Annotated in this window: 22 protein-coding genes and 1 pseudogene; 12 read left to right on the plus strand and 11 right to left on the minus strand. The window is 63.6% G+C overall.

The window, feature by feature from the left end:
• The first annotated feature begins 771 nt into the window (after nt 1-771).
• Entirely contained in the window at nt 772-1,491 is a 720-nt protein-coding gene (locus NHAM_RS22025) for a hypothetical protein (RefSeq protein WP_011504834.1), read from the plus strand.
• 514 nt (nt 1,492-2,005) lie between these two features.
• On the opposite strand, the gene NHAM_RS22030 is transcribed toward NHAM_RS22025, so the two are convergent.
• The 5 genes from NHAM_RS22030 to NHAM_RS27790 form a co-directional block, all read right to left on the minus strand.
• Nucleotides 2,006-2,281: a hypothetical protein gene (locus NHAM_RS22030; protein WP_245270101.1), complete on the minus strand. Its 276-nt coding sequence runs from the start codon at nt 2,279-2,281 to the stop codon at nt 2,006-2,008.
• Between the two features lie 213 nt (nt 2,282-2,494).
• Nucleotides 2,495-2,995, minus strand: coding sequence for an Hsp20/alpha crystallin family protein (locus NHAM_RS22035; protein WP_011504831.1), 501 nt, complete (start codon nt 2,993-2,995; stop codon nt 2,495-2,497).
• Between the two features lie 85 nt (nt 2,996-3,080).
• Nucleotides 3,081-3,542: a small heat shock protein HspB gene (hspB, locus tag NHAM_RS22040; RefSeq protein ID WP_011504830.1), complete on the minus strand. Its 462-nt coding sequence runs from the start codon at nt 3,540-3,542 to the stop codon at nt 3,081-3,083.
• Between the two features lie 571 nt (nt 3,543-4,113).
• Nucleotides 4,114-4,542 (minus strand): type II toxin-antitoxin system VapC family toxin, encoded by a 429-nt coding sequence (locus tag NHAM_RS27785; protein WP_011504829.1) that lies wholly within the window; start codon nt 4,540-4,542, stop codon nt 4,114-4,116.
• Entirely contained in the window at nt 4,539-4,793 is a 255-nt protein-coding gene (locus NHAM_RS27790) for a hypothetical protein (RefSeq protein WP_011504828.1), read from the minus strand. The genes NHAM_RS27785 and NHAM_RS27790 overlap by 4 nt, the downstream gene beginning before the upstream one ends.
• A gap of 109 nt (nt 4,794-4,902) precedes the next feature.
• Here NHAM_RS27790 and NHAM_RS24300 point away from each other — a divergent pair, with 109 nt between their 5' ends.
• A complete protein-coding gene (locus NHAM_RS24300) occupies nt 4,903-5,418 on the plus strand; it encodes a hypothetical protein (RefSeq protein WP_157043841.1) in 516 nt (171 codons plus the stop codon).
• A 121-nt stretch (nt 5,419-5,539) separates the two neighbouring features.
• Here the strand turns inward: NHAM_RS24300 and NHAM_RS22060 are convergent, their stop codons facing one another.
• Both NHAM_RS22060 and NHAM_RS24305 read right to left on the minus strand, forming a co-directional pair.
• Nucleotides 5,540-6,757: an IS110 family transposase gene (locus NHAM_RS22060; protein WP_198137033.1), complete on the minus strand. Its 1,218-nt coding sequence runs from the start codon at nt 6,755-6,757 to the stop codon at nt 5,540-5,542.
• An 853-nt stretch (nt 6,758-7,610) separates the two neighbouring features.
• Nucleotides 7,611-8,201: an IS110 family transposase gene (locus NHAM_RS24305; protein ID WP_049769477.1), complete on the minus strand. Its 591-nt coding sequence runs from the start codon at nt 8,199-8,201 to the stop codon at nt 7,611-7,613.
• A gap of 76 nt (nt 8,202-8,277) precedes the next feature.
• Between NHAM_RS24305 and NHAM_RS22070 the strand changes: the two genes are divergently transcribed.
• On the plus strand, nt 8,278-8,535 hold the full coding sequence (locus NHAM_RS22070; RefSeq protein WP_041359490.1) for a hypothetical protein: 258 nt from the start codon (nt 8,278-8,280) through the stop codon (nt 8,533-8,535).
• Between the two features lie 740 nt (nt 8,536-9,275).
• On the opposite strand, the gene NHAM_RS27795 is transcribed toward NHAM_RS22070, so the two are convergent.
• Both NHAM_RS27795 and NHAM_RS22080 read right to left on the minus strand, forming a co-directional pair.
• Complete coding sequence (locus NHAM_RS27795) at nt 9,276-9,557, minus strand: hypothetical protein (RefSeq protein ID WP_041359492.1); 282 nt, start codon at nt 9,555-9,557, stop codon at nt 9,276-9,278.
• Nucleotides 9,558-9,626: 69 nt separating this feature from the next.
• On the minus strand, nt 9,627-9,920 hold the full coding sequence (locus NHAM_RS22080; protein ID WP_011504823.1) for a hypothetical protein: 294 nt from the start codon (nt 9,918-9,920) through the stop codon (nt 9,627-9,629).
• Nucleotides 9,921-10,128: 208 nt separating this feature from the next.
• Between NHAM_RS22080 and NHAM_RS22085 the strand changes: the two genes are divergently transcribed.
• Genes NHAM_RS22085 through NHAM_RS22100 form a run of 4 tightly spaced genes read left to right on the plus strand, consistent with a single transcriptional unit; the run spans nt 10,129 to nt 16,015 of the window.
• Nucleotides 10,129-11,826, plus strand: coding sequence for a proton-conducting transporter membrane subunit (locus NHAM_RS22085; RefSeq protein ID WP_011504822.1), 1,698 nt, complete (start codon nt 10,129-10,131; stop codon nt 11,824-11,826).
• Nucleotides 11,827-11,832: 6 nt separating this feature from the next.
• Nucleotides 11,833-12,594, plus strand: coding sequence for a hypothetical protein (locus tag NHAM_RS22090; protein WP_011504819.1), 762 nt, complete (start codon nt 11,833-11,835; stop codon nt 12,592-12,594).
• Nucleotides 12,579-15,692 carry a DUF2309 domain-containing protein gene (locus tag NHAM_RS22095; RefSeq protein ID WP_041359583.1) on the plus strand — a complete coding sequence of 1,038 codons (3,114 nt, stop codon included), beginning with the start codon at nt 12,579-12,581 and terminating at the stop codon, nt 15,690-15,692. Before NHAM_RS22090 ends, NHAM_RS22095 begins: the two co-directional genes overlap by 16 nt.
• Entirely contained in the window at nt 15,689-16,015 is a 327-nt protein-coding gene (locus tag NHAM_RS22100; RefSeq protein ID WP_011504817.1) for a P-II family nitrogen regulator, read from the plus strand. Before NHAM_RS22095 ends, NHAM_RS22100 begins: the two co-directional genes overlap by 4 nt.
• On the opposite strand, the gene NHAM_RS27800 is transcribed toward NHAM_RS22100, so the two are convergent.
• Entirely contained in the window at nt 16,005-16,157 is a 153-nt protein-coding gene (locus NHAM_RS27800; protein WP_198137070.1) for a hypothetical protein, read from the minus strand. The genes NHAM_RS22100 and NHAM_RS27800 overlap by 11 nt on opposite strands.
• On the opposite strand from NHAM_RS27800, the pseudogene NHAM_RS22105 reads away from it, so the two are divergent.
• From NHAM_RS22105 to NHAM_RS22125, 5 genes and pseudogenes are all read left to right on the plus strand, one after another.
• Nucleotides 16,107-16,680: pseudogene (locus NHAM_RS22105) on the plus strand (ATP-binding protein); the annotation flags it as partial. The gene NHAM_RS27800 and the pseudogene NHAM_RS22105 sit on opposite strands and share 51 nt — an antisense overlap.
• 367 nt (nt 16,681-17,047) lie before the next feature.
• Nucleotides 17,048-18,745: a proton-conducting transporter membrane subunit gene (locus tag NHAM_RS22110; RefSeq protein ID WP_011504820.1), complete on the plus strand. Its 1,698-nt coding sequence runs from the start codon at nt 17,048-17,050 to the stop codon at nt 18,743-18,745.
• Between the two features lie 6 nt (nt 18,746-18,751).
• Nucleotides 18,752-19,513 (plus strand): hypothetical protein, encoded by a 762-nt coding sequence (locus NHAM_RS22115; protein ID WP_011504819.1) that lies wholly within the window; start codon nt 18,752-18,754, stop codon nt 19,511-19,513.
• Nucleotides 19,498-22,611 (plus strand): DUF2309 domain-containing protein, encoded by a 3,114-nt coding sequence (locus NHAM_RS22120; protein ID WP_041359586.1) that lies wholly within the window; start codon nt 19,498-19,500, stop codon nt 22,609-22,611. The genes NHAM_RS22115 and NHAM_RS22120 overlap by 16 nt, the downstream gene beginning before the upstream one ends.
• On the plus strand, nt 22,608-22,934 hold the full coding sequence (locus NHAM_RS22125; protein ID WP_011504817.1) for a P-II family nitrogen regulator: 327 nt from the start codon (nt 22,608-22,610) through the stop codon (nt 22,932-22,934). Before NHAM_RS22120 ends, NHAM_RS22125 begins: the two co-directional genes overlap by 4 nt.
• Here the strand turns inward: NHAM_RS22125 and NHAM_RS22130 are convergent.
• Nucleotides 22,924-23,856 carry a LysR family transcriptional regulator gene (locus NHAM_RS22130; RefSeq protein WP_011504816.1) on the minus strand — a complete coding sequence of 311 codons (933 nt, stop codon included), beginning with the start codon at nt 23,854-23,856 and terminating at the stop codon, nt 22,924-22,926. The genes NHAM_RS22125 and NHAM_RS22130 overlap by 11 nt on opposite strands.
• Between the last annotated feature and the right edge of the window lie 193 nt (nt 23,857-24,049).

The raw sequence follows: 24,049 nt of genomic DNA on the forward strand, positions 1-24,049 counted from the left end.
AATCCGCTACGGCACCACGACGATCGGCTGCAACGAAAGTAGCTGATCCATCTGCATTTGCTCGAACATGGTGAGGCTCAGGATCTGTAGGATTTCATAGAGGTTGGCGGAGAGTTGGAAGCCGCTTCTTGACGATGGCGACCAGCACGTATGCTGACGCTACTGGCCCCGGATATCGTTGAGGCTATCCTGAACCGGATGGCAACCGCCGAACCAGCACGTAGACTGCCTGCTACGGGTGTTTCCGGTGGGGTGGCGGGAGCAACGGGCGACATCTTTCGGCTGAGGCCGATCGTTCGCGCGAGCAGAATCCAACACGCTTGGTTCACGAAGCCTCAAGCACCGTCCGGAGCATTTGACCGGCATTCCGCCAAACGCTCGAGCGCTAGCTCGGTACCCCAGTGGGCCTGTATTTCCTGCAGATCACGGATCGCTACGTCGACGGCAGTGCGCAGGTCAATTGCGCGATCTGCGTCAGCTTCGGCTCGCCGGTCGCACAGCCAGATGATTTCAGCACTCAACGCAGCACCCTCCGAATCAGCGGCAGGATGCCAGCGGCGCGCCTAATCAACCGTTAGCAGAAACACTCACTGGTCCATCCTCGGGCACAATCGCCGGCTGGTAACGTCACCATCCAGCGGGTAACTGTCTGCCCCCAGCCACGCTTCGGATTTTAGGTTTGCCAATTCCCCGAATCAGCATGTTGGATTAAAAGCGGGCCATGCTGTGGCGCCGCGGCGTCATCCGCGCATCGTCGAACGTGGAGGTCACATGGTTTCCGCCGCCGTCGTTCTTCGGGAAGACAACGCCATTGAGAGGCCGGCCGCCCTGTTGAGCCGCGCCGAGGTGCTTACCCGTTACCGCCATTTACGGGAAATCAGCCGCCAGCATCATTCCGCCGTACTGGATTTTTTATCCAAGGATACGATCATATCCCAGGCTCGGCGCTTAGGTCTGGCTCAGGGCAAGACGCTGCTCCTCGACAGCATGGACGATCTTAATTTCGTTTTCGACCTTGCGATCCACACGGCAAAGGACCGCTCCCGGGCGATTGATCGCTATGCCAGAGCGGTACGTCTGGCGCCAGGGTCTGACGAAACACTCATGCTCGAGGCCATGCGACGCGCGCGCTTCGCGATCATCAGTATTGTACGCCGGCACCCTGTTGCGGGCCTGATTGTCAAAGACTTGTTTCGCGGCGTGGAGGTTTGGCTGGTCGATGAGGGCCTTGAGAGTTCGCTCCCGGACGGGGCAGCGCTGGCCACTCGGCTCTTTACGCCCGAGGGCTTCGCCATGACGGCCGGCGTCCTGGTTCCGCTCGACATAGAACTGATAGAAGATGCGATTGCCGACACGCCGCAGTTGCTCCGCAATCGGCGTGAGGAGTTGATCGATGATCGCCGTTTCGCGGAAGCGATCTATCGAGTTGCCCTTGCGAGCGGGTTGATGGAGCAGGTCGCTTACCAGGACACAATTGCAGAAGCTGGGTGACGTTGGAGCACCGTAGCGATTGCCACCGCGCATTCCGCTGGCGTGAAATGCCGGAGAACGGCACCCACGCAACCATCGCGGAGATCGCCACCGCCGAGAAAATCAACGAGACCTATGTGGGTCGTGTCCTGCGGATGACTCTCCGGACAGTCGAGGCAATTCTGAATGGGCGTCACCCGGCGGGGCTGCTGCTGAACGATCCCGGCTGTCCATCGGCCACTTTCGCCCGGGTGCGTTGGACTCCACGGGAGGATTCGGCAAGTCTGAGCGGGGAAGGGGTCAGTCGGCTGCCGCGTAGCGGCGCAGGCGGCGAACTTTCGGGTGACGATCCTCAGAGCGCTGGTGAGCGACCCCGATGGCTCTGCGCGTTTGGCGGCGGACTTGCTGCCGGTCAGAGACAGGTGGAGAAATCCTGCTGTGGGACCGGTGGACGGGCACCCGGGACAAGCTGCGCCCAAGGAGCACGATGGGCGGCGAAGGCCGCTCGTGAGCTTGCCGCCCATCCAGAGTAGACTCAGCCGAACGCGCTGGAGCCAACGTCGCCGTTGTCTGGCCCCCCGCGTCTACGGCCTTTCCAGTCGCTCCATCGTCTGCGCCGCTGCCGGCGCTTGAACGCGTAGGTCATCGTGTCCGCGGACTGCCCAGCATCAAGCGACTGCAGCGCATCGATGATGTCGTCATAACTGACGACGCTCCCTGTTGCGGCAGCGCGCAGCGCGGGGTTGGAGTCGATCGAACATGCGTCTGAAGCCCATGACGCGAGCACGGACCGCTTTTCGGCAACTGTCATGTCGGTATCCCGCACGACGTCCAGTGGGTGGCGGAAGGCCCTCGACGGGTGAAGTAAGGCTTCAATGTCGAACGGTGTCTTCCTGGCTTGAAAGCTCTGCTCCATAATTGTTCTCCCTCAGCACGCGGGCGGTTTCGAAGAGGCTGCGCCAACCGCCCGTCACCATTAATCAACCGGACGATCGCCGATTGAACGCCCGGACGTTGGAAAGTGTCAGTCATTGCGATTGATCGCGATGCGGCGGACATTCTTCGCTTCGACCGATTTCGGCACCGTGACGGTCAGCACGCCATTCTTGAAGGCGGCCGAGGCCTTGTCCTCCTCGATATCCTGCAGTTGTATGCGCCGTTCGAACCGGCCGTAGTACCGCTCGCTGAAACGCCGTGCCTTGTCTTCCGATTCCGATTTTTTCTCGCCGGAGATCGAAAGAACGCCATTTGCGATTTCTAGGCTGACGTCCTTCTCATCGAGCCCGGGCAGTTCGGCTGTGATGCGCACCTCCTTGTCCGTCTCATCGATGTCGATCTGAGGCCAGCCGAGCCCGCTCAGTCGTGGGGGCGATCCGAACGGCGCAAGATCGAACCCGCGGAATACATCGTCGAAGATGCGGTTCATCTCGCGATGCAACGTAAAAAACGGATTCACGTCGGCACCACGATGGATGGTGACTTCGCGTCCGCCGTTATTCCAGGGAATGAGATCTTTGATACCCATAGCGTTATTCTCCTCGATTCAAGCGACTTCCGCCGCGAACCGCTGCGGAAATCTGTTCTTTGCCGATGCGAGCGTTGCTTCGCGGTCAGGCCGCCTTGTCGTCGATCTGCCGGACGTTCGGAGCGGACGAGCCGTCGATCGAAATTCGGCGCGGCTTCATGGCCTCGGGGACCTCGCGCACCAGTTCGATCTGGAGCAAGCCGTTGTCGAACGCGGCTCCCTTGACCTGGACATAATCCGCCAGATTGAACTGCCGCTTGAATGGCCGCGACGAGATGCCCTGGTACAGGAACTCGCGCTGGTACTTTTCCGACTTCCGGCCCTCGACCGTCAGCACGCTTTGTTCTGCGGTAATTGCGATTTCATCGGCCGAGAAGCCCGCCACCGCGAGCGAGATCTGGTAGCGGTCTTCGCCTAGGCGCTCGACGTTGCATGGTGGATAGTTGTCCTCCGCGCCGGCCTGTTGCGCTGCGTCCACGAGGTCGAACAGGCGGTCAAAACCGATGGTCGACCGCCAAAGGGGGGCAAAATCGTAGGTTGTTCTCATAGCCAAATCCTCCGTTGAGCAAGATGGGTACGAGTAGGCACCGGACACCTCCGGAACCCGTCTTCGCCGAGCCCCAGAAGGCGCCCGGACCGCTTATCGCGGCATGTCAAAAACTAGAAAAAGCGATCCCGGTTTCAAGGGGTTTGCTGATTTTTTTCGCGGTAACGCGGGAGGGGCCTCGTACCAAGCTTGGCCATGAGATCCTGTAAGGCGCTGGCAGGTCTCAGGGGCATGGCGTCCGTCGAAGGGCGAGCGCCTCGTTGCAGGCAAGTCTCCTGCTTTCGGCTATGCCGTCGGTGACGTCAGGAAGCCAGCGGCACGTCGAACGCGTAGACGAAGCCGTCCGACTCGTAGGTCAAATGCACGTCGCCCTTAAGTTGCTGGTCGGAGCGCGGCATCTGGGAAGACATTTTCAGTGCGCTGGCCGGGGCCGAGGATGCGCCGGACCGGATCCTTATCGACTATCGGCGTCGGCAAGCCGAAATAGGTCGCCTGAAAGCCGTTGGTTGCACGAAATCGTTCTGTGCGAGCAGGTCGTGGAGACAATGGAAGTCTGACCAGATCGAGAATTTCATATCTCGATCGAGAATTCTTGTTGCCGCCCGCGTTTTTTGCCGAATTGGGTGATGCGCTCATCGTAAGTCACCAGCGGGCAGCGAAGGTCGATCGCCGTGGCGATCAGAAGCCGGTCCGCAGGATCGCGGTGTTCAAGATGATGAAGCTGGTAGCTGCGAGCGGCGGCGCGATGCGCCAGCGGTACGCCCTCGAGGCCTGGTCGATCAAGAAAACGGTCGATCCACGCATCCACGGGAATGTCGAGTTCGATCCGTCCCGTATCGACAAGCAGGGCGATTTCCCAGGCCGTGACGGAGCTGAGGAAAATTGTTCCGCCATTCCGCCAGCAATTGTCGATCAAAGCGCGGGTCGAATGATGCAAACGGTCGTTGCCGCTGTCGAGCCATAAGGCGATGTGCGTGTCGAGCAGGAGAGCCTCAGTCACCGCTCGACCTCCCTGCCAGTCTCCGCGTCGGGCACTACGTCCAGAATTGGTGCGGTCAGGTCCACGCCTTCGGCAATCCGCACGGACTTCTTGTGAGCCCCAAACAACGTTCCCGCGCGTGCGCCTTGCTCCAGCAAGCGCCGCATCGCCAGTGCGACCGCCTCGGTCTTGTTGCCGCCTGTCATTTTCTCTGCAGCCTCCTCGACAAGCGCGACGACGTCTGGACGATTGATGGTGATTACGGTCGCCATGATTTGCTCCAGTCAGCATGTCATTACATGTATAATGATAACGTGCAAATGCAATGATGTCGTCCGGCGAGATTATGTCGCCTTCGCCTTGAGCCTGCCGAGCGGTGCGATGCACGATATGCGCGGCCTGGTTCGACGCCGCCTGCCCGACCGGCTTCAGGCCGGAACGGCCGCCGGCGCCGAACCGTCTCGGAGTGGCGGATCGATTTTGGGCCGGGCATCGGACGATCTATCTCGCCTTTACACCGGCAAGGCGCTGATCCGCGATTATATCAACGCCACCCTCGGCTTCGATACACTCGGTGCGGCCGTCTCGATCGACCCGAAGAATCTGATGCGCATGTTCGGGCCGCGCGGCAACCCGCGTCTCGGAAATCTGTCGGCCGTGCTGCGCGAACTTAATCGGCGCGAGGCGGTCCATTTGAAAGTCGAGCCGGAACGCTTGGCGGGCTGGCGGCCGAAACCCGATGACCTTGGCACGCCAAACATTCTGAATATCGCGGGACCCGGGTCGATTGCCAGGCCCGCCGCTCGCGGCGATGTAAGCTCGGTCGTTATTTCCAGCGATGCCCTCAGCGAGCTTGGACCTCATCCCGCACCCTTCATCTCGGCAGATCACTACTAGCCGCTCAGCCTGTACGGATGAGATCGACAAGCAGTTTCTTTCCGGTCGTGATATTATTTTGCTGCGTGGGCGACCTCGTGGCGGAGCGCGGTGCATCGGCTGAAAGCGCTGCCGGGCAGCCTTATTCGAGCCTTGCCGGATTGAGGCGCCCGCGCGCCTTTTTTGGCGGGCGCGGGCGCCAGGCTTCGACAAAGTGCTCGTAGCCCTTCTGTGCCTGTTCGGCGACGCGCATTTCCTGGTTCCGGAGTTTCTTGACGTTGTAGGCGTAGGCGGGGCCGCGCGTGTTGCCTTTCTTCTGCGGTCGGCCGGCTTGCAACTCCATGCCGCGCATTTTGTGGGCAACGAGACTGGGGCGTGCCCAGAGGTAGTTCGTTTCTTTCGTCAGCATATGCCAGCACAGGACGGTCAGCTTGCGCGCCACTGCAACGGCAGCGACCTGATGGCCCCGCCTGGCCCGGACGCGGACGAAGAAGGCATGGAGTGGGCCTGGCGTCTTGGCGGCTGCCCAGGCGGCTTCCACCAGCATCGCGCGGGCATGACTGCGTCCGACCTTGCTGATCCGCCCGTGATGGGCTGCCCCAAGCCCCGACTGGCGCACGCGTGGGTTCAGGCCGAAGTAACTCACCAGCTTTTGGGGGTTGGAAAAGCGGCCTATATCGCCGATCGCCGCCACTAGCCCGGCGGCCACCGTGAGATTGACGCCAGTGATTGTGAGCAGCCGTTCGATCGCCGTATCGCTGAGGGCGCCCTCAGCGATCTCCCGGTCAAGCACGCCGAGATCCTCTCCCAACCGATCCAGTTCCCGGATATGACGCTCGATCGCGGCGCGCTCGTCATCCGGCACCTGCTGTCGGATGAGCCAGGCACGACCGAGCCGCCCGAACAGGTCGGCATGAGGGCACTGCGGAATCAGGTGAGCATAGAGGATCGAGTGCACCTCGTTCTTGATTCGGGTCCGATGCCGGACAACCTGGTAGCGTCGCGCCACCAGGCGGCGCATCCGCTCCGTGACAGCATCGGGTGTCCAGATCTCCGGCAGGTAGCCGGCTGCATACAAGTTGGCCAGCGTGCCGGCGTCGATCTTGTCGGTTTTCACATGGGCGTGCGCGATCGCCTTCACCTGCAGTGGATTGGCGATCACTACCCGCTTCACGAACGGTGACAGCACCCGAGAGACCGCCATGCAGTTACCGGTAGCCTCGATGACCACCTCGTCGGTGGTCAGAAGCGTTTTGCCGAAGCCTTCCAGCGCAGTTCGCGTCATATCGACCCGACCCATGTGTCGCAGTCGACCATCTTCCCAGATTACTACTTCCCCAAAGGTACGGTGGGTATCAATTCCGATTACACGTCGCATTCCTGTCTCCTCTCGATAATCAGAGGGGGAGCAGCGGGCGACACGACAACTACGGATCCGCGCTCTCAGCGCAACCGGGCGAGTCGCAGAGGCGGCCATCTACTAACACGAGCTCGCAGCTCAACGTGCAAGATCGGCCTGCCCGCACTTCGTGCTCCCGGTGCCTCTGTCCCGGATGGTCGCACCATACGCCGCGATCACGAAACCGCAGCCGGACATCGGCACCAAGAATCTCATACCGGTTACCAATTTCGGCGAGACTGCGCGCCACGCCGCGTCGTCCAACGGCTGAGAATATTTCGAGATGTTTCTCGACGGCGTTCTCACGCGTCACGCCTAGCGGCGGAACCCTCTTCGATCTATAATGAATGGTAGGGCAGTACGCGCTGCCCGGAGGTGTGGAAACCTCTGTCTAGCGGTTGGTGCCGGCCGTAACGGCACCAGGATCCTCTGACCTAACGGCCGGTCTCTAGCCGCGCGGATGTCAATCTTCTTTTTTCTTCCTACATCGTCTCTGATTTCGTTAGGCTTTCGGTTTGCACGCGAAGCTCTGAAGGCAATAGGCTGTCGTTGCCGGATTGCTCCGACATTTCAAGTTTCAGCGTTGCTGTCCTGCTCGCAAGATCATCAGTCTCTCCGTAGTCACGCTGCCTTCTTCCGATCGCAGCGGCTACATTATGATGTTCAATAAGAACAAACAGGTGGGACCAATAGGAGCCGCGGCTTCAGCGTTGGTCGGGAAGATCCCGGTCAACCAGCCACCCGACCGAACGTCGCTCACCCATCTGCCGTCTTGCTGCAAGACCCCCGGCTTCAGACTCACCGGGGTTTTCGTTCAGACGGCCGCCGTGGCGACCCGTCCGGATTTCGAGGCAACGGCAATCAACTCCTGTTTGAGCTTGATGCGTTCCTGAGGGCTCAGATTCTTCGGCCGGAAGCGATCGTTGTTCAGCCACATCTTGTGCATGATCGTCGCCAGTTTCCGTGCGACGGCGATGCGGGCTTTGGAGAAGCCAATACGTTTCGCCAGACGTACGCCCCAAGCTTTCAGGCTGTTCCATTGTTGTGTGCCTGAGAGCAAGACTGTTGCTGCTATCACGAGGACACGGCGAGTTGCCGGATCACCGCGCCGGGATATTCTGCCCATGAAGTTCGTCTCCCCCGACTGGAACTGCCGGGGCGTCAAGCCGAAGTATGCGGCCACGTCCGAGGATTTCTGGAACCGCTGCGGATTGTCAACTGCCGCATAAAAAGACAATGCTGTAATGGGGCCAATGCCAGGAATGTCTATGAAGCGCTTGACGATCACGCGCACCGGGAAGCCCTGGCGGATGGTGAGTGTCGGCTGGATGTTGAGCTGACGGCGCACGAGCTGCTGGCCGGTGTTGTTGATCGAGTCCTGCGAGCCGCGGCGCATCGCGCGCATCGGGCGCGCGCTGCGCCATCTTAAAGGTTAAAGGGCGAAGATTGCGGCATGGCCGCCAAAAACAGTGAGAACAGGTATGTTTCCCGCCTCGGTTTTGATAACCGTAAATGCGCCGTACAGCAAAAAGCTGGACGCGCAGGCGCTTGCCTATTGCCTAACGCATCCAGCGGCTGCAAAGGCGGCGCCGGGACAGATGTCGGCGCTCTTCGGTGAGGTCGCTCCGGAACTGCAGAAAGAATTTGCCTGCGCGTTTCACATCAGTGACGTAGAGTTGGTTATTGCCGCCAAGACGTTCGCCGAATTTTCGGGTAAGTTTTACCCGCTCGCCGCGTGAGTGCGGGCGGATCAGACTGGGCACGCCTTTTTCGTATTGCCTGCTCGTTGATCCGTCAGGTCAATTCCGAATAGATTATTGTGGGTTCCTGGTCGTTTGGCGGTGGGACCGCCATGATGGTTCAGATTGATCATCGAGAAAGGCCACGATGTCGATATCTTCTTGCCCGACGCCCAGCTCCTGCCCTTTCTAGATCCGAAACTGCACGATTTTGAGTTCGAAATTAAACCGTCTAAGCGCCATGGAGCGCCTGAAGCCGGATTTCGTCAATGCAACCATTGCGGAACTGGCAATCAAAGATTCGTTCAAGCCGATTGCAAATACTGCACTCTAGAAAACGACGGGCCTATTAAAATCAATCTCAGCGCAAACTAATCTGCCGTGAGATTTTAAGCGTTATCAGTTTTCACATATCCGCCCTGACGTCCAAGACATGGCGGCATCGCGATTGCAAATGGAGACATGGCTACTTCGCCACTATTCTCACAGAAACACTAGCTTGCCAGGATCCGACGACGCTTGAGGCCCGTGGCGCAAACGGTCAGTACGCTCCGTTCATCCCGGGCGAGAGCGGAGGCTATCCGACGACAGACGCGGTAATGGATGCATCAGTCTAGCGGACGTCGCGGATTACTTCCGTGCAAACGATCGAACACTCAGTGTCGCCGTCACCCGCACCCGCTACTGCGCCGGAGATCTGGCTATCGGCGCGCGTTTTGAGGCCATTCACGTGGCCGTGCTCACCACCCGGCGCGACGTTGTGGCGCTGCCGAAATCCTCGCGATGCGGCAGAAGGTGGTTGAGGCCACCCCAACCGCAGCGGTTTGTTCGGCATGGTCGATGTGGAATTCGTCGTGCAGTTCCTGGTGCTTGCGCACGCCGCCGGCTACCCGCAAGCTCACCGCCGATCTGGCAATACCGTCCTGCTCGGCATGGCCGAGGTGCTGGACTGCTTGCCCGCAGGCGTGGCACGCGCTGCTGCCGACGCATACTACGAACTGCGCAGCAGTGCGCGCACTCACCCAAGCGGTGTTGGCACCGTGACCCGAGCGCGCAAAGACCGGGCATTAACCCGACCGCTGTCGGCGCGGCTATTCCTCCTCCGACAGCTCGGGGTCCCAGCCACGCGCCTTGGCGCGGGTGATGGCCTCGGCATAGACGCGGTTGTGGCGCTCGGCCAGCTCCGGCGGCAGCGCGCTGGGCAGGTTGCCGTACTGATCCCAGTGCTGCTCCACCGTGTTCTTTAGCACCTGCATCTGGCCAATGCTCCAACCCGCGCAGTCTTGCGTCTCGGGAATGAGACCGAACACGCGCGCATCGAGCACGATGCGTCCGAGCTGGGTGATGCCGTGCCTGTCCTGATCGAGTCCGACGTATGTATTCATGGAAGATCTCTTGGGTGAAAACGATTTGCAGAGCGGCCGTCGCCAAGGGTATATCATCTCGCCTTATGGGTTGAATAAGCAAATCAAATCTCTGCTTATTCAATGGATTCTTTATGGTATTGCGGCCGGCCGGCTCCGGCCAGCCGGGTCTGGCGGACCCTAGCCCCTTCCGCATTGTGCCATCCCGATCGAGCGAGGAGTCTGTACCGTGGACCAGTGGGTCTCTTGGTGTCTCGTGGTGTTGCCGGCGCTGCCGGCGCTATCGGCGATCGTCGCCCCGCTGGCCGGAGCCGGCCGTCCGGCCCGGGCGGGGCGCGTCAGCGTGGCGATGCTCATTGCAACCTGCGCGGTCGCACTGGCGTTGCTGGTCGCGGTGCTACGGGCGCCACAGACCGAGGTAGCGCTGGCGCAGTTCGGGCCAGCGGCTCTGCTGCTCGACCATCTTGCCGTGGCGATGGCGGTGCTGGTGGCGGCTATCAGCCTGGTGGTGCATGTCTACTCGGTGCGCTACATGGCCGACGAGCCTGGCTACGCGCGGTTTTTCGCCCTGCTGGACCTGATGACGGCCGTGATCCTGCTGATGGTCACCGCCGCCGATCTGCTCACGCTGCTGGTCGCCTGGTTCCTGATCGGGGTGCTGCTGTTCTTTCTGCTGGGCTTCGACACCAGTCGCAAGGCCAGCGGCCGCTATGCCTTCTGGACGTTCCTGACCTGTCGCGTGGGCGATCTACCGCTGGTGGGCGCGGCGCTGTTGTTGTGGCATGGCTATGGCACGGCGCAGTTGCCGGAGCTGTTCGCGCGGATCAGCGCCGATCCGGGCGTGCAACTCGGAGGGATGGCGGTGGTGCCGCTGGCGGCGCTGCTGCTGGCGCTGGCGGCGTTTGCCCGCTCGGCGCAGTTCCTGTTGCATACTTGGCTGCCTTACACCATGGACGGCCCCACGCCGGTGTCGGCGCTGATGCATGCGGGCATCGTCAACGCCGGGGGATTTTTATTCAACCGCTTCGCTCCGGTGTTTATCCACGCGCCCGACGTGCTGCACCTGGCCTTCGTCGTCGGGGTGGTGACGGCGCTGATCGGCTCGGCGCTGATGCTGACGCAGAACGATGTCAAAAAATCCTTGGGCTATTCCACCATGGGGCAGATGGGCTTCATGATCATGGAATGCGGGCTGGGCGCATTTTCGCTCGCCGTCTATCACCTCATCGCACACGGGCTGTTCAAAGCTACGCTGTTTCTCAACTCGGGCAATGTGATCGGCGACACCCGCCGCGACGATGGCGTGCCGCCCGACGACATCTACACCTTTGTGGTCGAGCGCCGTCCGCTGCGCGCGGTGAAGGTGCCCTGGCTGCTGGCCGCGCTCATCACCGTGCTGGTGCCGGCGCTGGTGCTGGGTCTGTCGCACTGGCTGGTGGCGGCGGACTTTTTCCACAAGCAGGGCGCGGTGCTGCTGCTGTTCTTCGGCTGGGTCACCGGCGCGCAGGTGTTCTTCTCCATTCACAAGCTGCCCAGCGAGAACCCCTGGCGCTCGCTGACCATGATCCTCCTGTCCTTCTTCATCGTGGTGGTGGGCTACACTCTGATCGCGCATGCGTTCGAGACCTTCCTCTACCCAGACCCGGTGCTGCGCGACGCCATCTATGCCGCGGCGGGCATCAACGTCCTGGCTTTCGACATGCTGGTGGTGTTCCTCACCGTGGTGCTGGCGGGCGCCTGGCTGGTGACTTTTTATGCCCAGTCGCTCGAACTCGAGGGGAAGCCCGGCACGCTGTGGAATGCCATCTACCTCAATCTCTACACCCTGTTTTCGCGAGAGTTCTACGTGTCCGACGTTTACACCCAACTGGGGCGCGGCGTGCTGACCGCGGCCAAGCGGGTGAATATCTGGCTGCGTTGGGTCTGAACCGCCATGATCGCACTGCTCCTTGCTTTGATCCTACTGCCGCTGTTTCCCTTGAGCCTGTTGGCCAACGCCGCGCTCCAGGTGCTGCCCCTGTGGCTGCGCGTCCCGGCGCTGCTGGCTCTGCCTGCAGCGGGAGCACTGCTGCTCGCTCAGACGACCGCGCCACCCGCGCCGCTGGCTACAGCGCTGCAGGTCCTCGCGGCGTTCACCGCGCTGCTCTATGCATGGCGGCTGCTCGCGGTGCGGGAGGTGTTCATTTGGGCGCGGCTGCAGGCCACCTCGGCCTGGCCGCTGGTGTGGCTGGCCTGGCTGCATGGCATGAGCGGTGAGGCCCTCGTGCTCGTGGCCCTGGCGGTGACAATTCCCGCTGCGGTGCTGATGATTCTCGGCTGCAGCCTGAGCCGCCGCCTCGGAGGGGCGTATCTCGGGCTGCGCGGACGCATCGGCCCGGCCTGGCCGCGCCTGACCGGCGTGTTTGTGGTGGCGCTGCTCGCGGCCATGGCGGCGCCGCCGTTCCCGGGGTTCTTCGCCATGCTCGCGGTGCTGCAGCAGATTTCCGCTGGTCTGGCGGCTGTGGTGCTCGCGGTGTGGTTGCTGTGGAGCTGGGCGGCCGCGGTGCTGTGGCAGCATGCCCTGTTCGGAGACGAATGGCCGCGCGCAGTGGGCACGGTTGACCTGTCGCGCAGCGGCACCGCCCTGTGGCTGATGCTCGCTGCCGTTGCCGCAGTGCTGGGTTCGATCGGAGGATGGTCATGGTGGATGCATTGAACCTCGGGCGGCGTCTGCGGGTGCGCTCGACCGCCTACGTGGCGGGTGAGCCGGTGCCGTTTTTCTGGCCGATGCGCACTTTCATTCACCACAACCCGCTGTACGGCCTCGAGCACATGCCTTTCGAGCAGGCGGTGCGCCGCGGCGCGGAGCTGTTCCACGCGCGCATGTTCCTGCCGCGCAGCGACTATCAGCGCTGGCAGCGCGAGGGCAAGGTGCGGCAGGATACCCTCGCCGAGGAGATCGCGCGCCGCGCTCAGGCACTGCCCGCCGTGCCGGGCATCGACTGGCCGCGCTGGCTGCAGGCGCTGATGCAGTCGGCGCACGACCGCGATGTGGTGGTGCCGGGCGTGCGGGCGCCGGACGTCCACGCTGCGCTGCACGGCCAGCCGCCGTCCGCGCAGGCGGTGGACGTGGCCGTGCTGCTGCCCGCGCTCGAGCAGCGCCTGCACGGACTGACGCTGCCCGAGGCGGTCGATGCCCTGTGGGGCACCCGCCTGGCCGACGAGCTCGACGAGCTGGTGATCAAGAGTTACCTGGATTTTTTTGACGAAGACCAGTCCTCCTGGCGCATGCCCGGGCGCGAGCGCGGCCTGTTTGCCGCCTGGAGCGAAATCGCGCGGCGCAATGCGCGCATGTTCCTGCGCGGGCTGCACGTGCGCCGCACCCTCGGTCGGGTGCAAGACCCCGAAAGCGCGGTGGTGCACGTCATGGAGGAGATGGGCATCGACCCCGACGCCTGGTCGGCCTACTTCACCCGCGAGCTCACCCGGCTGCACGGCTGGACCGGCTTTGTGCGCTGGCGTTCGTCCGCCAAGCATTACTACTGGGCGCAGCGCTATCCGGCCGAGGTCGTCGATCTTCTGGCCGTTCGCTTGGTGGTGGGACTGGCGCTGCTGCAGGAAAGCGCGCGCCATCGCCGTACGCCGGTGCGGCGCGAGCAGCTCGACGCCTTGCTGCACGAACGCGGTGCGGAATGCCTGCTGCGCAACGCGCTGCACAGCGGCGAGGTGTTGCCCGATTGGGCGCAGCGCATCGACGACACCTTGTCGCGCGGCGGCAGCAAACGCTGCGAGGCTCTGCTGCAACGCTACTGGCCATTGTGGCAAGCCCGCCAGGGACAGGATCAGGCCGCCGCCTTGCGCGAACTGGCCGCCGCGGCGGACGCGACCGCGGCGCTCGAGGTGCTCTCGCCCGAGGATATCGCGGGACTGATCCAGGGGCTGCAGGAGTTTGCGCGGCAAGAGGGCATGGTCTGGACGCTGGCGATGGAGGCGCAGGCCATCGACCAGCTGCTCGCGCAGGTGCAGGTGCCGCAGGATCTTGCGGCCGGCAAGCGGCCGTTCGCCCAGGCCTGGTTCTGCATCGACGTGCGCGCCGAGCCCATCCGCCGCCACCTGGAGCGGGTGGGCGATTACCAGACCTTCGGCATTGCCGGATTCTTCGGCGTGCCCGTAGGCTTCCTCGGCTACGGCAAGGGCAGCGAGAGCCATTTTTGTCCGGCGGTGGTCACGCCCAAGAACCTGGTGCTGGAGCTGCCCGCCGAGCTCGATCCTGAAGAGGACGACCTGCTCAGCACCCTCGGCCATGTGCTGCACGATCTCAAGAGCTCGGTGCTCTCACCCTATGTCACGGTGGAGGCGGTGGGCATGCTGTTCGGGCTGGACCTGTTCGGCAAGACCCTGGCGCCGCTGGGCTACAGCCGCTGGCGCAACCGCATCGATGCCGACAAACCCGTCACCCGCCTGTTGGTGGACAAGCTCACCCGCGAGCAGGCCGACTCCATCATCCGCACCCTGCAGCGCGCGATGATCGTCAAGGCGCTGCATGCCGAGCTGCATATCGAGCGCGAGCGGGTGGATGACGACATGATCCGCGAACTGCGCGAAACTGCCTTGCGCCACCGCGAGGGGCCGACGCGGCTGCAAAGGACCTTTGGCGTCTCGGACAAGCAGGAGGCCGAATTCATCGACAAGCTGCGCGAGGTCTACCGCGTCGATGCCGATTACGCCAGCTATCAGCTCGTGCGGCTGGGACGCATCGGCTACTCGCTCGACGAGCAGGTCAACTACGTGCACACGGCGTTGACCATGATCGGGCTGACCAAGACCTTCTCGCGCTTCGTGCTCATCGTCGGCCACAGCGGGCAGACCGAGAACAACCCGTACGAATCGGCGCTGGACTGCGGCGCCTGCGGCGGCGCCAGTGGCCTGGTCAACGCCCGGGTGCTGGCGCAGATGGCCAACAAGACCGCGGTGCGCGAGCGGCTGCGTGGCATGGGCATCGACATTCCCGATGACACCTGGTTCCTGCCGGCGCTGCACAACACCACCACCGACGCCATCGAGCTGTCCGACCTCGTTCTGCTGCCGCCGCGCCACCTGGTCTATCTGGATCGTCTGCGCAACGGCCTGCGCGCCGCGTCCAGGCTAGCCGCGGCCGAGCGCATGCCCAAGCTGCTGCCGCAGGCGCGGGCGATCGAGCCGGCGCAGGCCTGGCGCCTGGCACACCGCCTGGCGGTGGACTGGGCGCAGGTACGGCCCGAGTGGGGGTTGTCGAAGAACGTGTACGGCATCATCGGCCGGCGCTCGCTTTCAGAGCGTGCCGATCTGCAGGGGCGCCCCTTCCTGATGTCGTACGACTGGCGCTGCGACCCCAAGGGGCGCTTGCTGGAAAACCTGCTGGCGGCGGCGGTGGTGGTGGGCCAGTGGATCAACCTCGAACACTTCTTCTCCACCGTGGACAATGCCCGTCTGGGCAGCGGCAGCAAGGCCTATCACAATGTGGCCGGGCGCTTCGGCGTGATGACGGGCAGTCTGAGCGATCTGCGCACCGGCCTGCCGGCGCAGACGGTGATGCGCGAGGGCCAGCCCTATCACGAGCCGATGCGCATGATCGCGCTGATCGAGGCGCCGCTGGACTTCGCCGGCCGTGCGCTGCAAAGCGTGGTCAAGGTCAAGAGCCTGGTGCTCGGCGGCTGGATCCGCGCCATCGTCATCGACCCCACCCAGGGCTACAAGCCTTTCGTCTTCAACAATGGCCAGTGGGAGGAGCGTCCGCCTCTGGTCGCTCCTGCCGAAGAGGAACACGCCGCATGAACGCGATCAAACTGCATCCGCTGAAAAAGCTGGAGTTCATTCTCGAGGGCGCGCACAAGGAATTCGTCACCGACTTGCTCGATCGCGCCGGAGTCAAGGGTTACACCATCGTTGGCAATCTGTCGGGCAAGGGCAGCCACGGCTTGTACGGAGGGCACCTGATGTTCAACGAGGATGACGTCCTCATCATGATCATCGCCGCCGTGCCGCAAAGCCTGGTCGATCCGCTGCTCGACGGCTTTCAGCCGTTTTTCGATGCCCACTCAGGGGTGATTTTCGTCAGCGACATCCAGGTCGGCCGCCCGGTCAAGTTCATGGCGTGAGCGGGGCGGGCTGCGGATGCTTGGGCGAGGCCAGCGGGCGCGCCTGCTGGGTGAGGAACGCCAAGAAGGACTGCGCCACCGCCGATACGGCATGAAGGCCGCCTTCGACGAGATCATGGCGGCTGCCGTCAAGCGTCAACACGAACCCCAACGCATTGTCGGCGACCTCTCAACGCCGAGATCAATGAGAAGCAGGCCCGCTCGATCAAGTACCAGCTCACCATCACCAAGCGGCCACTTGCCAAGGATCTCGACGACTTCCAGTTCGAGGGCACTGCCATCAATCAAACCCTAGTCAATGATCTCGCCGGCGGCGGCTTCATCGCCCAGCAACGCAATGCCGTCCTGGTCAGCGGTACCGGCACCGGCAAAACCCATCTTGCCATCGCCATTGCTCGCAGTTGCATTCGGTCAGGCGCTCGTGGTCGGTTCTACAACGTCGTCGATCTCGTCAACCGGCTGGAGACCGAGACCCGCAACGGCGGCAAGGTCGCATCGCCGAGCATTTGACCCGGCTGGACTTCCTCGTCCTCGAAGAACTCGGCTACTTGCCGTTCGCTCAATCCGGCGGCCAGTTGTTGTTCCACCTCGTCAGCCGACTCTACGAGCGCACCTCCATCCTCGTCACCACCAATCTCGCCTTCGGCGAATGGCATGTCGTCTACGAAGCCGGGCCATGCGGATACGGGCTTAAGTTGAGGCTGTAAAAATCGCCACGCAATCGATCAAGCGCCATAGGCAACGTTGATCAATTGGGGAAGGGTCTCAGTAGCCCGGATGCCGAGCTGGGTGATGCCGTGCCTGTCCTGATCGAGTCCGACGTATGTATTCATGGAAGATCTCTTGGGTGAAAACGATTTGCAAAGTGGCCGTCGCCAAGGGTATATCATCTCGCCTTATGGGTTGAATAAACAAATCAAATTTTTCCTTATTTAATTCCTCTCTTATCATGTGACGGTTCGGCCAGCCGGGTCTGGCGGACCCTAGCCCCTTCCGCATTGTGCCATCCCGATCGAGCGAGGAGTCTGTACCGTGGACCAGTGGGTCTCTTGGTGTCTCGTGGTGTTGCCGGCGCTGCCGGCGCTATCGGCGATCGTCGCCCCGCTGGCCGGAGCCGGCCGTCCGGCCCGGGCGGGGCGCGTCAGCGTGGCGATGCTCATTGCAACCTGCGCGGTCGCACTGGCGTTGCTGGTCGCGGTGCTACGGGCGCCACAGACCGAGGTAGCGCTGGCGCAGTTCGGGCCAGCGGCTCTGCTGCTCGACCATCTTGCCGTGGCGATGGCGGTGCTGGTGGCGGCTATCAGCCTGGTGGTGCATGTCTACTCGGTGCGCTACATGGCCGACGAGCCTGGCTACGCGCGGTTTTTCGCCCTGCTGGACCTGATGACGGCCGTGATCCTGCTGATGGTCACCGCCGCCGATCTGCTCACGCTGCTGGTCGCCTGGTTCCTGATCGGGGTGCTGCTGTTCTTTCTGCTGGGCTTCGACACCAGTCGCAAGGCCAGCGGCCGCTATGCCTTCTGGACGTTCCTGACCTGTCGCGTGGGCGATCTACCGCTGGTGGGCGCGGCGCTGTTGTTGTGGCATGGCTATGGCACGGCGCAGTTGCCGGAGCTGTTCGCGCGGATCAGCGCCGATCCGGGCGTGCAACTCGGAGGGATGGCGGTGGTGCCGCTGGCGGCGCTGCTGCTGGCGCTGGCGGCGTTTGCCCGCTCGGCGCAGTTCCTGTTGCATACTTGGCTGCCTTACACCATGGACGGCCCCACGCCGGTGTCGGCGCTGATGCATGCGGGCATCGTCAACGCCGGGGGATTTTTATTCAACCGCTTCGCTCCGGTGTTTATCCACGCGCCCGACGTGCTGCACCTGGCCTTCGTCGTCGGGGTGGTGACGGCGCTGATCGGCTCGGCGCTGATGCTGACGCAGAACGATGTCAAAAAATCCTTGGGCTATTCCACCATGGGGCAGATGGGCTTCATGATCATGGAATGCGGGCTGGGCGCATTTTCGCTCGCCGTCTATCACCTCATCGCACACGGGCTGTTCAAAGCTACGCTGTTTCTCAACTCGGGCAATGTGATCGGCGACACCCGCCGCGACGATGGCGTGCCGCCCGACGACATCTACACCTTTGTGGTCGAGCGCCGTCCGCTGCGCGCGGTGAAGGTGCCCTGGCTGCTGGCCGCGCTCATCACCGTGCTGGTGCCGGCGCTGGTGCTGGGTCTGTCGCACTGGCTGGTGGCGGCGGACTTTTTCCACAAGCAGGGCGCGGTGCTGCTGCTGTTCTTCGGCTGGGTCACCGGCGCGCAGGTGTTCTTCTCCATTCACAAGCTGCCCAGCGAGAACCCCTGGCGCTCGCTGACCATGATCCTCCTGTCCTTCTTCATCGTGGTGGTGGGCTACACTCTGATCGCGCATGCGTTCGAGACCTTCCTCTACCCAGACCCGGTGCTGCGCGACGCCATCTATGCCGCGGCGGGCATCAACGTCCTGGCTTTCGACATGCTGGTGGTGTTCCTCACCGTGGTGCTGGCGGGCGTCTGGCTGGTGACTTTTTATGCCCAGTCGCTCGAACTCGAGGGGAAGCCCGGCACGCTGTGGAATGCCATCTACCTCAATCTCTACACCCTGTTTTCGCGAGAGTTCTACGTGTCCGACGTTTACACCCAACTGGGGCGCGGCGTGCTGACCGCGGCCAAGCGGGTGAATATCTGGCTGCGTTGGGTCTGAACCGCCATGATCGCACTGCTCCTTGCTTTGATCCTACTGCCGCTGTTTCCCTTGAGCCTGTTGGCCAACGCCGCGCTCCAGGTGCTGCCCCTGTGGCTGCGCGTCCCGGCGCTGCTGGCTCTGCCTGCAGCGGGAGCACTGCTGCTCGCTCAGACGACCGCGCCACCCGCGCCGCTGGCTACAGCGCTGCAGGTCCTCGCGGCGTTCACCGCGCTGCTCTATGCATGGCGGCTGCTCGCGGTGCGGGAGGTGTTCATTTGGGCGCGGCTGCAGGCCACCTCGGCCTGGCCGCTGGTGTGGCTGGCCTGGCTGCATGGCATGAGCGGTGAGGCCCTCGTGCTCGTGGCCCTGGCGGTGACAATTCCCGCTGCGGTGCTGATGATTCTCGGCTGCAGCCTGAGCCGCCGCCTCGGAGGGGCGTATCTCGGGCTGCGCGGACGCATCGGCCCGGCCTGGCCGCGCCTGACCGGCGTGTTTGTGGTGGCGCTGCTCGCGGCCATGGCGGCGCCGCCGTTCCCGGGGTTCTTCGCCATGCTCGCGGTGCTGCAGCAGATTTCCGCTGGTCTGGCGGCTGTGGTGCTCGCGGTGTGGTTGCTGTGGAGCTGGGCGGCCGCGGTGCTGTGGCAGCATGCCCTGTTCGGAGACGAATGGCCGCGCGCAGTGGGCACGGTTGACCTGTCGCGCAGCGGCACCGCCCTGTGGCTGATGCTCGCTGCCGTTGCCGCAGTGCTGGGTTCGATCGGAGGATGGTCATGGTGGATGCATTGAACCTCGGGCGGCGTCTGCGGGTGCGCTCGACCGCCTACGTGGCGGGTGAGCCGGTGCCGTTTTCCTGGCCGATGCGCACCTTCATCAGCCGCAACCCGCTGTACGGCCTCGAGCACATGCCTTTCGAGCAGGCGGTGCGCCGCGGCGCGGAGCTGTTCCACGCGCGCATGTTCCTGCCGCGCAGCGACTATCAGCGCTGGCAGCGCGAGGGCAAGGTGCGGCAGGATACCCTCGCCGAGGAGATCGCGCGCCGCGCTCAGGCACTGCCCGCCGTGCCGGGCATCGACTGGCCGCGCTGGCTGCAGGCGCTGATGCAGTCGGCGCACGACCGCGATGTGGTGGTGCCGGGCGTGCGGGCGCCGGACGTCCACGCTGCGCTGCACGGCCAGCCGCCGTCCGCGCAGGCGGTGGACGTAGCCGTGCTGCTGCCCGCGCTCGAGCAGCGCCTGCACGGACTGACGCTGCCCGAGGCGGTCGATGCCCTGTGGGGCACCCGCCTGGCCGACGAGCTCGACGAGCTGGTGATCAAGAGTTACCTGGATTTTTTTGACGAAGACCAGTCCTCCTGGCGCATGCCCGGGCGCGAGCGCGGCCTGTTTGCCGCCTGGAGCGAAATCGCGCAGCGCAATGCGCGCATGTTCCTGCGCAGGCTGCACGTGCGCCGCACCCTCGGTCGGGTGCAAGACCCCGAAAGCGCGGTGGTGCACGTCATGGAGGAGATGGGCATCGACCCCGACGCCTGGTCGGCCTACTTCACCCGCGAGCTCACCCGGCTGTACGGCTGGACCGGCTTTGTGCGCTGGCGTTCGTCCGCCAAGCATTACTACTGGGCGCAGCGCTATCCGGCCGAGGTCGTCGATCTTCTGGCCGTTCGCTTGGTGGTGGGACTGGCGCTGCTGCAGGAAAGCGCGCGCCATCGCCGTACGCCGGTGCGGCGCGAGCAGCTCGACGCCTTGCTGCACGAACGCGGTGCGGAATGCCTGCTGCGCAACGCGCTGCACAGCGGCGAGGTGTTGCCCGATTGGGCGCAGCGCATCGACGACACCTTGTCGCGCGGCGGCAGCAAACGCTGCGAGGCTCTGCTGCAACGCTACTGGCCATTGTGGCAAGCCCGCCAGGGACAGGATCAGGCCGCCGCCTTGCGCGAACTGGCCGCCGCGGCGGACGCGACCGCGGCGCTCGAGGTGCTCTCGCCCGAGGATATCGCGGGACTGATCCAGGGGCTGCAGGAGTTTGCGCGGCAAGAGGGCATGGTCTGGACGCTGGCGATGGAGGCGCAGGCCATCGACCAGCTGCTCGCGCAGGTGCAGGTGCCGCAGGATCTTGCGGCCGGCAAGCGGCCGTTCGCCCAGGCCTGGTTCTGCATCGACGTGCGCGCCGAGCCCATCCGCCGCCACCTGGAGCGGGTGGGCGATTACCAGACCTTCGGCATTGCCGGATTCTTCGGCGTGCCCGTAGGCTTCCTCGGCTACGGCAAGGGCAGCGAGAGCCATTTTTGTCCGGCGGTGGTCACGCCCAAGAACCTGGTGCTGGAGCTGCCCGCCGAGCTCGATCCTGAAGAGGACGACCTGCTCAGCACCCTCGGCCATGTGCTGCACGATCTCAAGAGCTCGGTGCTCTCACCCTATGTCACGGTGGAGGCGGTGGGCATGCTGTTCGGGCTGGACCTGTTCGGCAAGACCCTGGCGCCGCTGGGCTACAGCCGCTGGCGCAACCGCATCGATGCCGACAAACCCGTCACCCGCCTGTTGGTGGACAAGCTCACCCGCGAGCAGGCCGACTCCATCATCCGCACCCTGCAGCGCGCGATGATCGTCAAGGCGCTGCATGCCGAGCTGCATATCGAGCGCGAGCGGGTGGATGACGACATGATCCGCGAACTGCGCGAAACTGCCTTGCGCCACCGCGAGGGGCCGACGCGGCTGCAAAGGACCTTTGGCGTCTCGGACAAGCAGGAGGCCGAATTCATCGACAAGCTGCGCGAGGTCTACCGCGTCGATGCCGATTACGCCAGCTATCAGCTCGTGCGGCTGGGACGCATCGGCTACTCGCTCGACGAGCAGGTCAACTACGTGCACACGGCGTTGACCATGATCGGGCTGACCAAGACCTTCTCGCGCTTCGTGCTCATCGTCGGCCACAGCGGGCAGACCGAGAACAACCCGTACGAATCGGCGCTGGACTGCGGCGCCTGCGGCGGCGCCAGTGGCCTGGTCAACGCCCGGGTGCTGGCGCAGATGGCCAACAAGACCGCGGTGCGCGAGCGGCTGCGTGGCATGGGCATCGACATTCCCGATGACACCTGGTTCCTGCCGGCGCTGCACAACACCACCACCGACGCCATCGAGCTGTCCGACCTCGTTCTGCTGCCGCCGCGCCACCTGGTCTATCTGGATCGTCTGCGCAACGGCCTGCGCGCCGCGTCCAGGCTAGCCGCGGCCGAGCGCATGCCCAAGCTGCTGCCGCAGGCGCGGGCGATCGAGCCGGCGCAGGCCTGGCGCCTGGCACACCGCCTGGCGGTGGACTGGGCGCAGGTACGGCCCGAGTGGGGGTTGTCGAAGAACGTGTACGGCATCATCGGCCGGCGCTCGCTTTCAGAGCGTGCCGATCTGCAGGGGCGCCCCTTCCTGATGTCGTACGACTGGCGCTGCGACCCCAAGGGGCGCTTGCTGGAAAACCTGCTGGCGGCGCCGGTGGTGGTGGGCCAGTGGATCAACCTCGAATACTTCTTCTCCACCGTGGACAATGCCCGTCTGGGCAGCGGCAGCAAGGCCTATCACAATGTGGCCGGGCGCTTCGGCGTGATGACGGGCAGTCTGAGCGATCTGCGCACCGGCCTGCCGGCGCAGACGGTGATGCGCGAGGGCCAGCCCTATCACGAGCCGATGCGCATGATCGCGCTGATCGAGGCGCCGCTGGACTTCGCCGGCCGTGCGCTGCAAAGCGTGGTCAAGGTCAAGAGCCTGGTGCTCGGCGGCTGGATCCGCGCCATCGTCATCGACCCCACCCAGGGCTACAAGCCTTTCGTCTTCAACAATGGCCAGTGGGAGGAGCGTCCGCCTCTGGTCGCTCCTGCCGAAGAGGAACACGCCGCATGAACGCGATCAAACTGCATCCGCTGAAAAAGCTGGAGTTCATTCTCGAGGGCGCGCACAAGGAATTCGTCACCGACTTGCTCGATCGCGCCGGAGTCAAGGGTTACACCATCGTTGGCAATCTGTCGGGCAAGGGCAGCCACGGCTTGTACGGAGGGCACCTGATGTTCAACGAGGATGACGTCCTCATCATGATCATCGCCGCCGTGCCGCAAAGCCTGGTCGATCCGCTGCTCGACGGCTTTCAGCCGTTTTTCGATGCCCACTCAGGGGTGATTTTCGTCAGCGACATCCAGGTCGGCCGCCCGGTCAAGTTCATGGCGTGAGCGGGGCGGGCTGCGGATGCTTGGGCGAGGCCAGCGGGCGCGCCTGCTGGGTGAGGAACGCCAAGAAGGACTGCGCCACCGCCGACAGCCGCTTACCCTTACGGTGCACGACGAACCATTGCCGCACGATCGGAAAGCCCTCCACGTCGAGGGTGACCAGGCGGCGCATCGCCAGCTCCAGCTCTAGGGTGTGCAGCGACAGAATGCCCAACCCCAGCCCGGCATCGACTGCCTGCTTGATGGCCTCGTTGCTGCTCATCTCCATCACCGAATGAAATTCTACGCCGTGACGCGAAAAATGCCGCTCTGCCGCATTGCGCGTGCCCGAGCCAGGCTCGCGGGTAATGAAGCGCTGGCGACCCAGTTGCTCCAGTGGAATCTGCCGGCTTTTGGCCAGGGGATGCGCGGGCGAGGCGATGACCACCAGCGGGTTGTCGAGGAACCCGCGCGCGACGAGCTCGGCATCCTCTCGCGGTTGCCCCATGATGGCCAGATCCTGGTTCGACGCCGAGAGCATCTCGAGGATGTGTGTCTGGTTGGACACCTGCAGCCGCACCTGCACCTTGGCGTGGCAGGCGCAGAACGCTGCAATCAGCTTGGGCATGAAGTAGTTGGCCGTGCTGGCCACAGTGAGGTCGAGTTCCCCGCGATGGATGCCACGGAACTCCTCCATCGCAGACTTGAGGTCGCGCATCTTGGCGCTGATGAGCGTGGCGTGGCGATGCAACTCGCGACCGGCGTCGGTCGGCTGGATCTGCTTTCCGACGTGGTCGAACAGCGGCACGCCGATCTGCTCTTCTAGGTGCCGCATCTGCATCGAGACCGCCGGCTGGGTCAGGTGCAGCGCGTCAGCTGCGCGCGTAAAGCTCTGCTGACGCACCACCGCGTCGAAGATCTGGAGCTGTCTGAGTGTTAGGTACATGGTTGATACATAAGCAGGTCTAATGCATTTAATCAAAAATAACAATTCGCGTTTATACCGATACTCCTTTATCACGGCTCGTGAATCGACGGGCTGTGCTGAAATGCACGAACGTCATCCCCGGGCCGAGTGGGGGATGGCCTCCGTATCGCGGTAGGTCCTCGCCCGTCGTTCGCTTACCGCAAAAGCGCGC

Origin of the sequence: Nitrobacter hamburgensis X14, from assembly GCF_000013885.1 — a bacterium.
Lineage (GTDB): Bacteria > Pseudomonadota > Alphaproteobacteria > Rhizobiales > Xanthobacteraceae > Nitrobacter > Nitrobacter hamburgensis.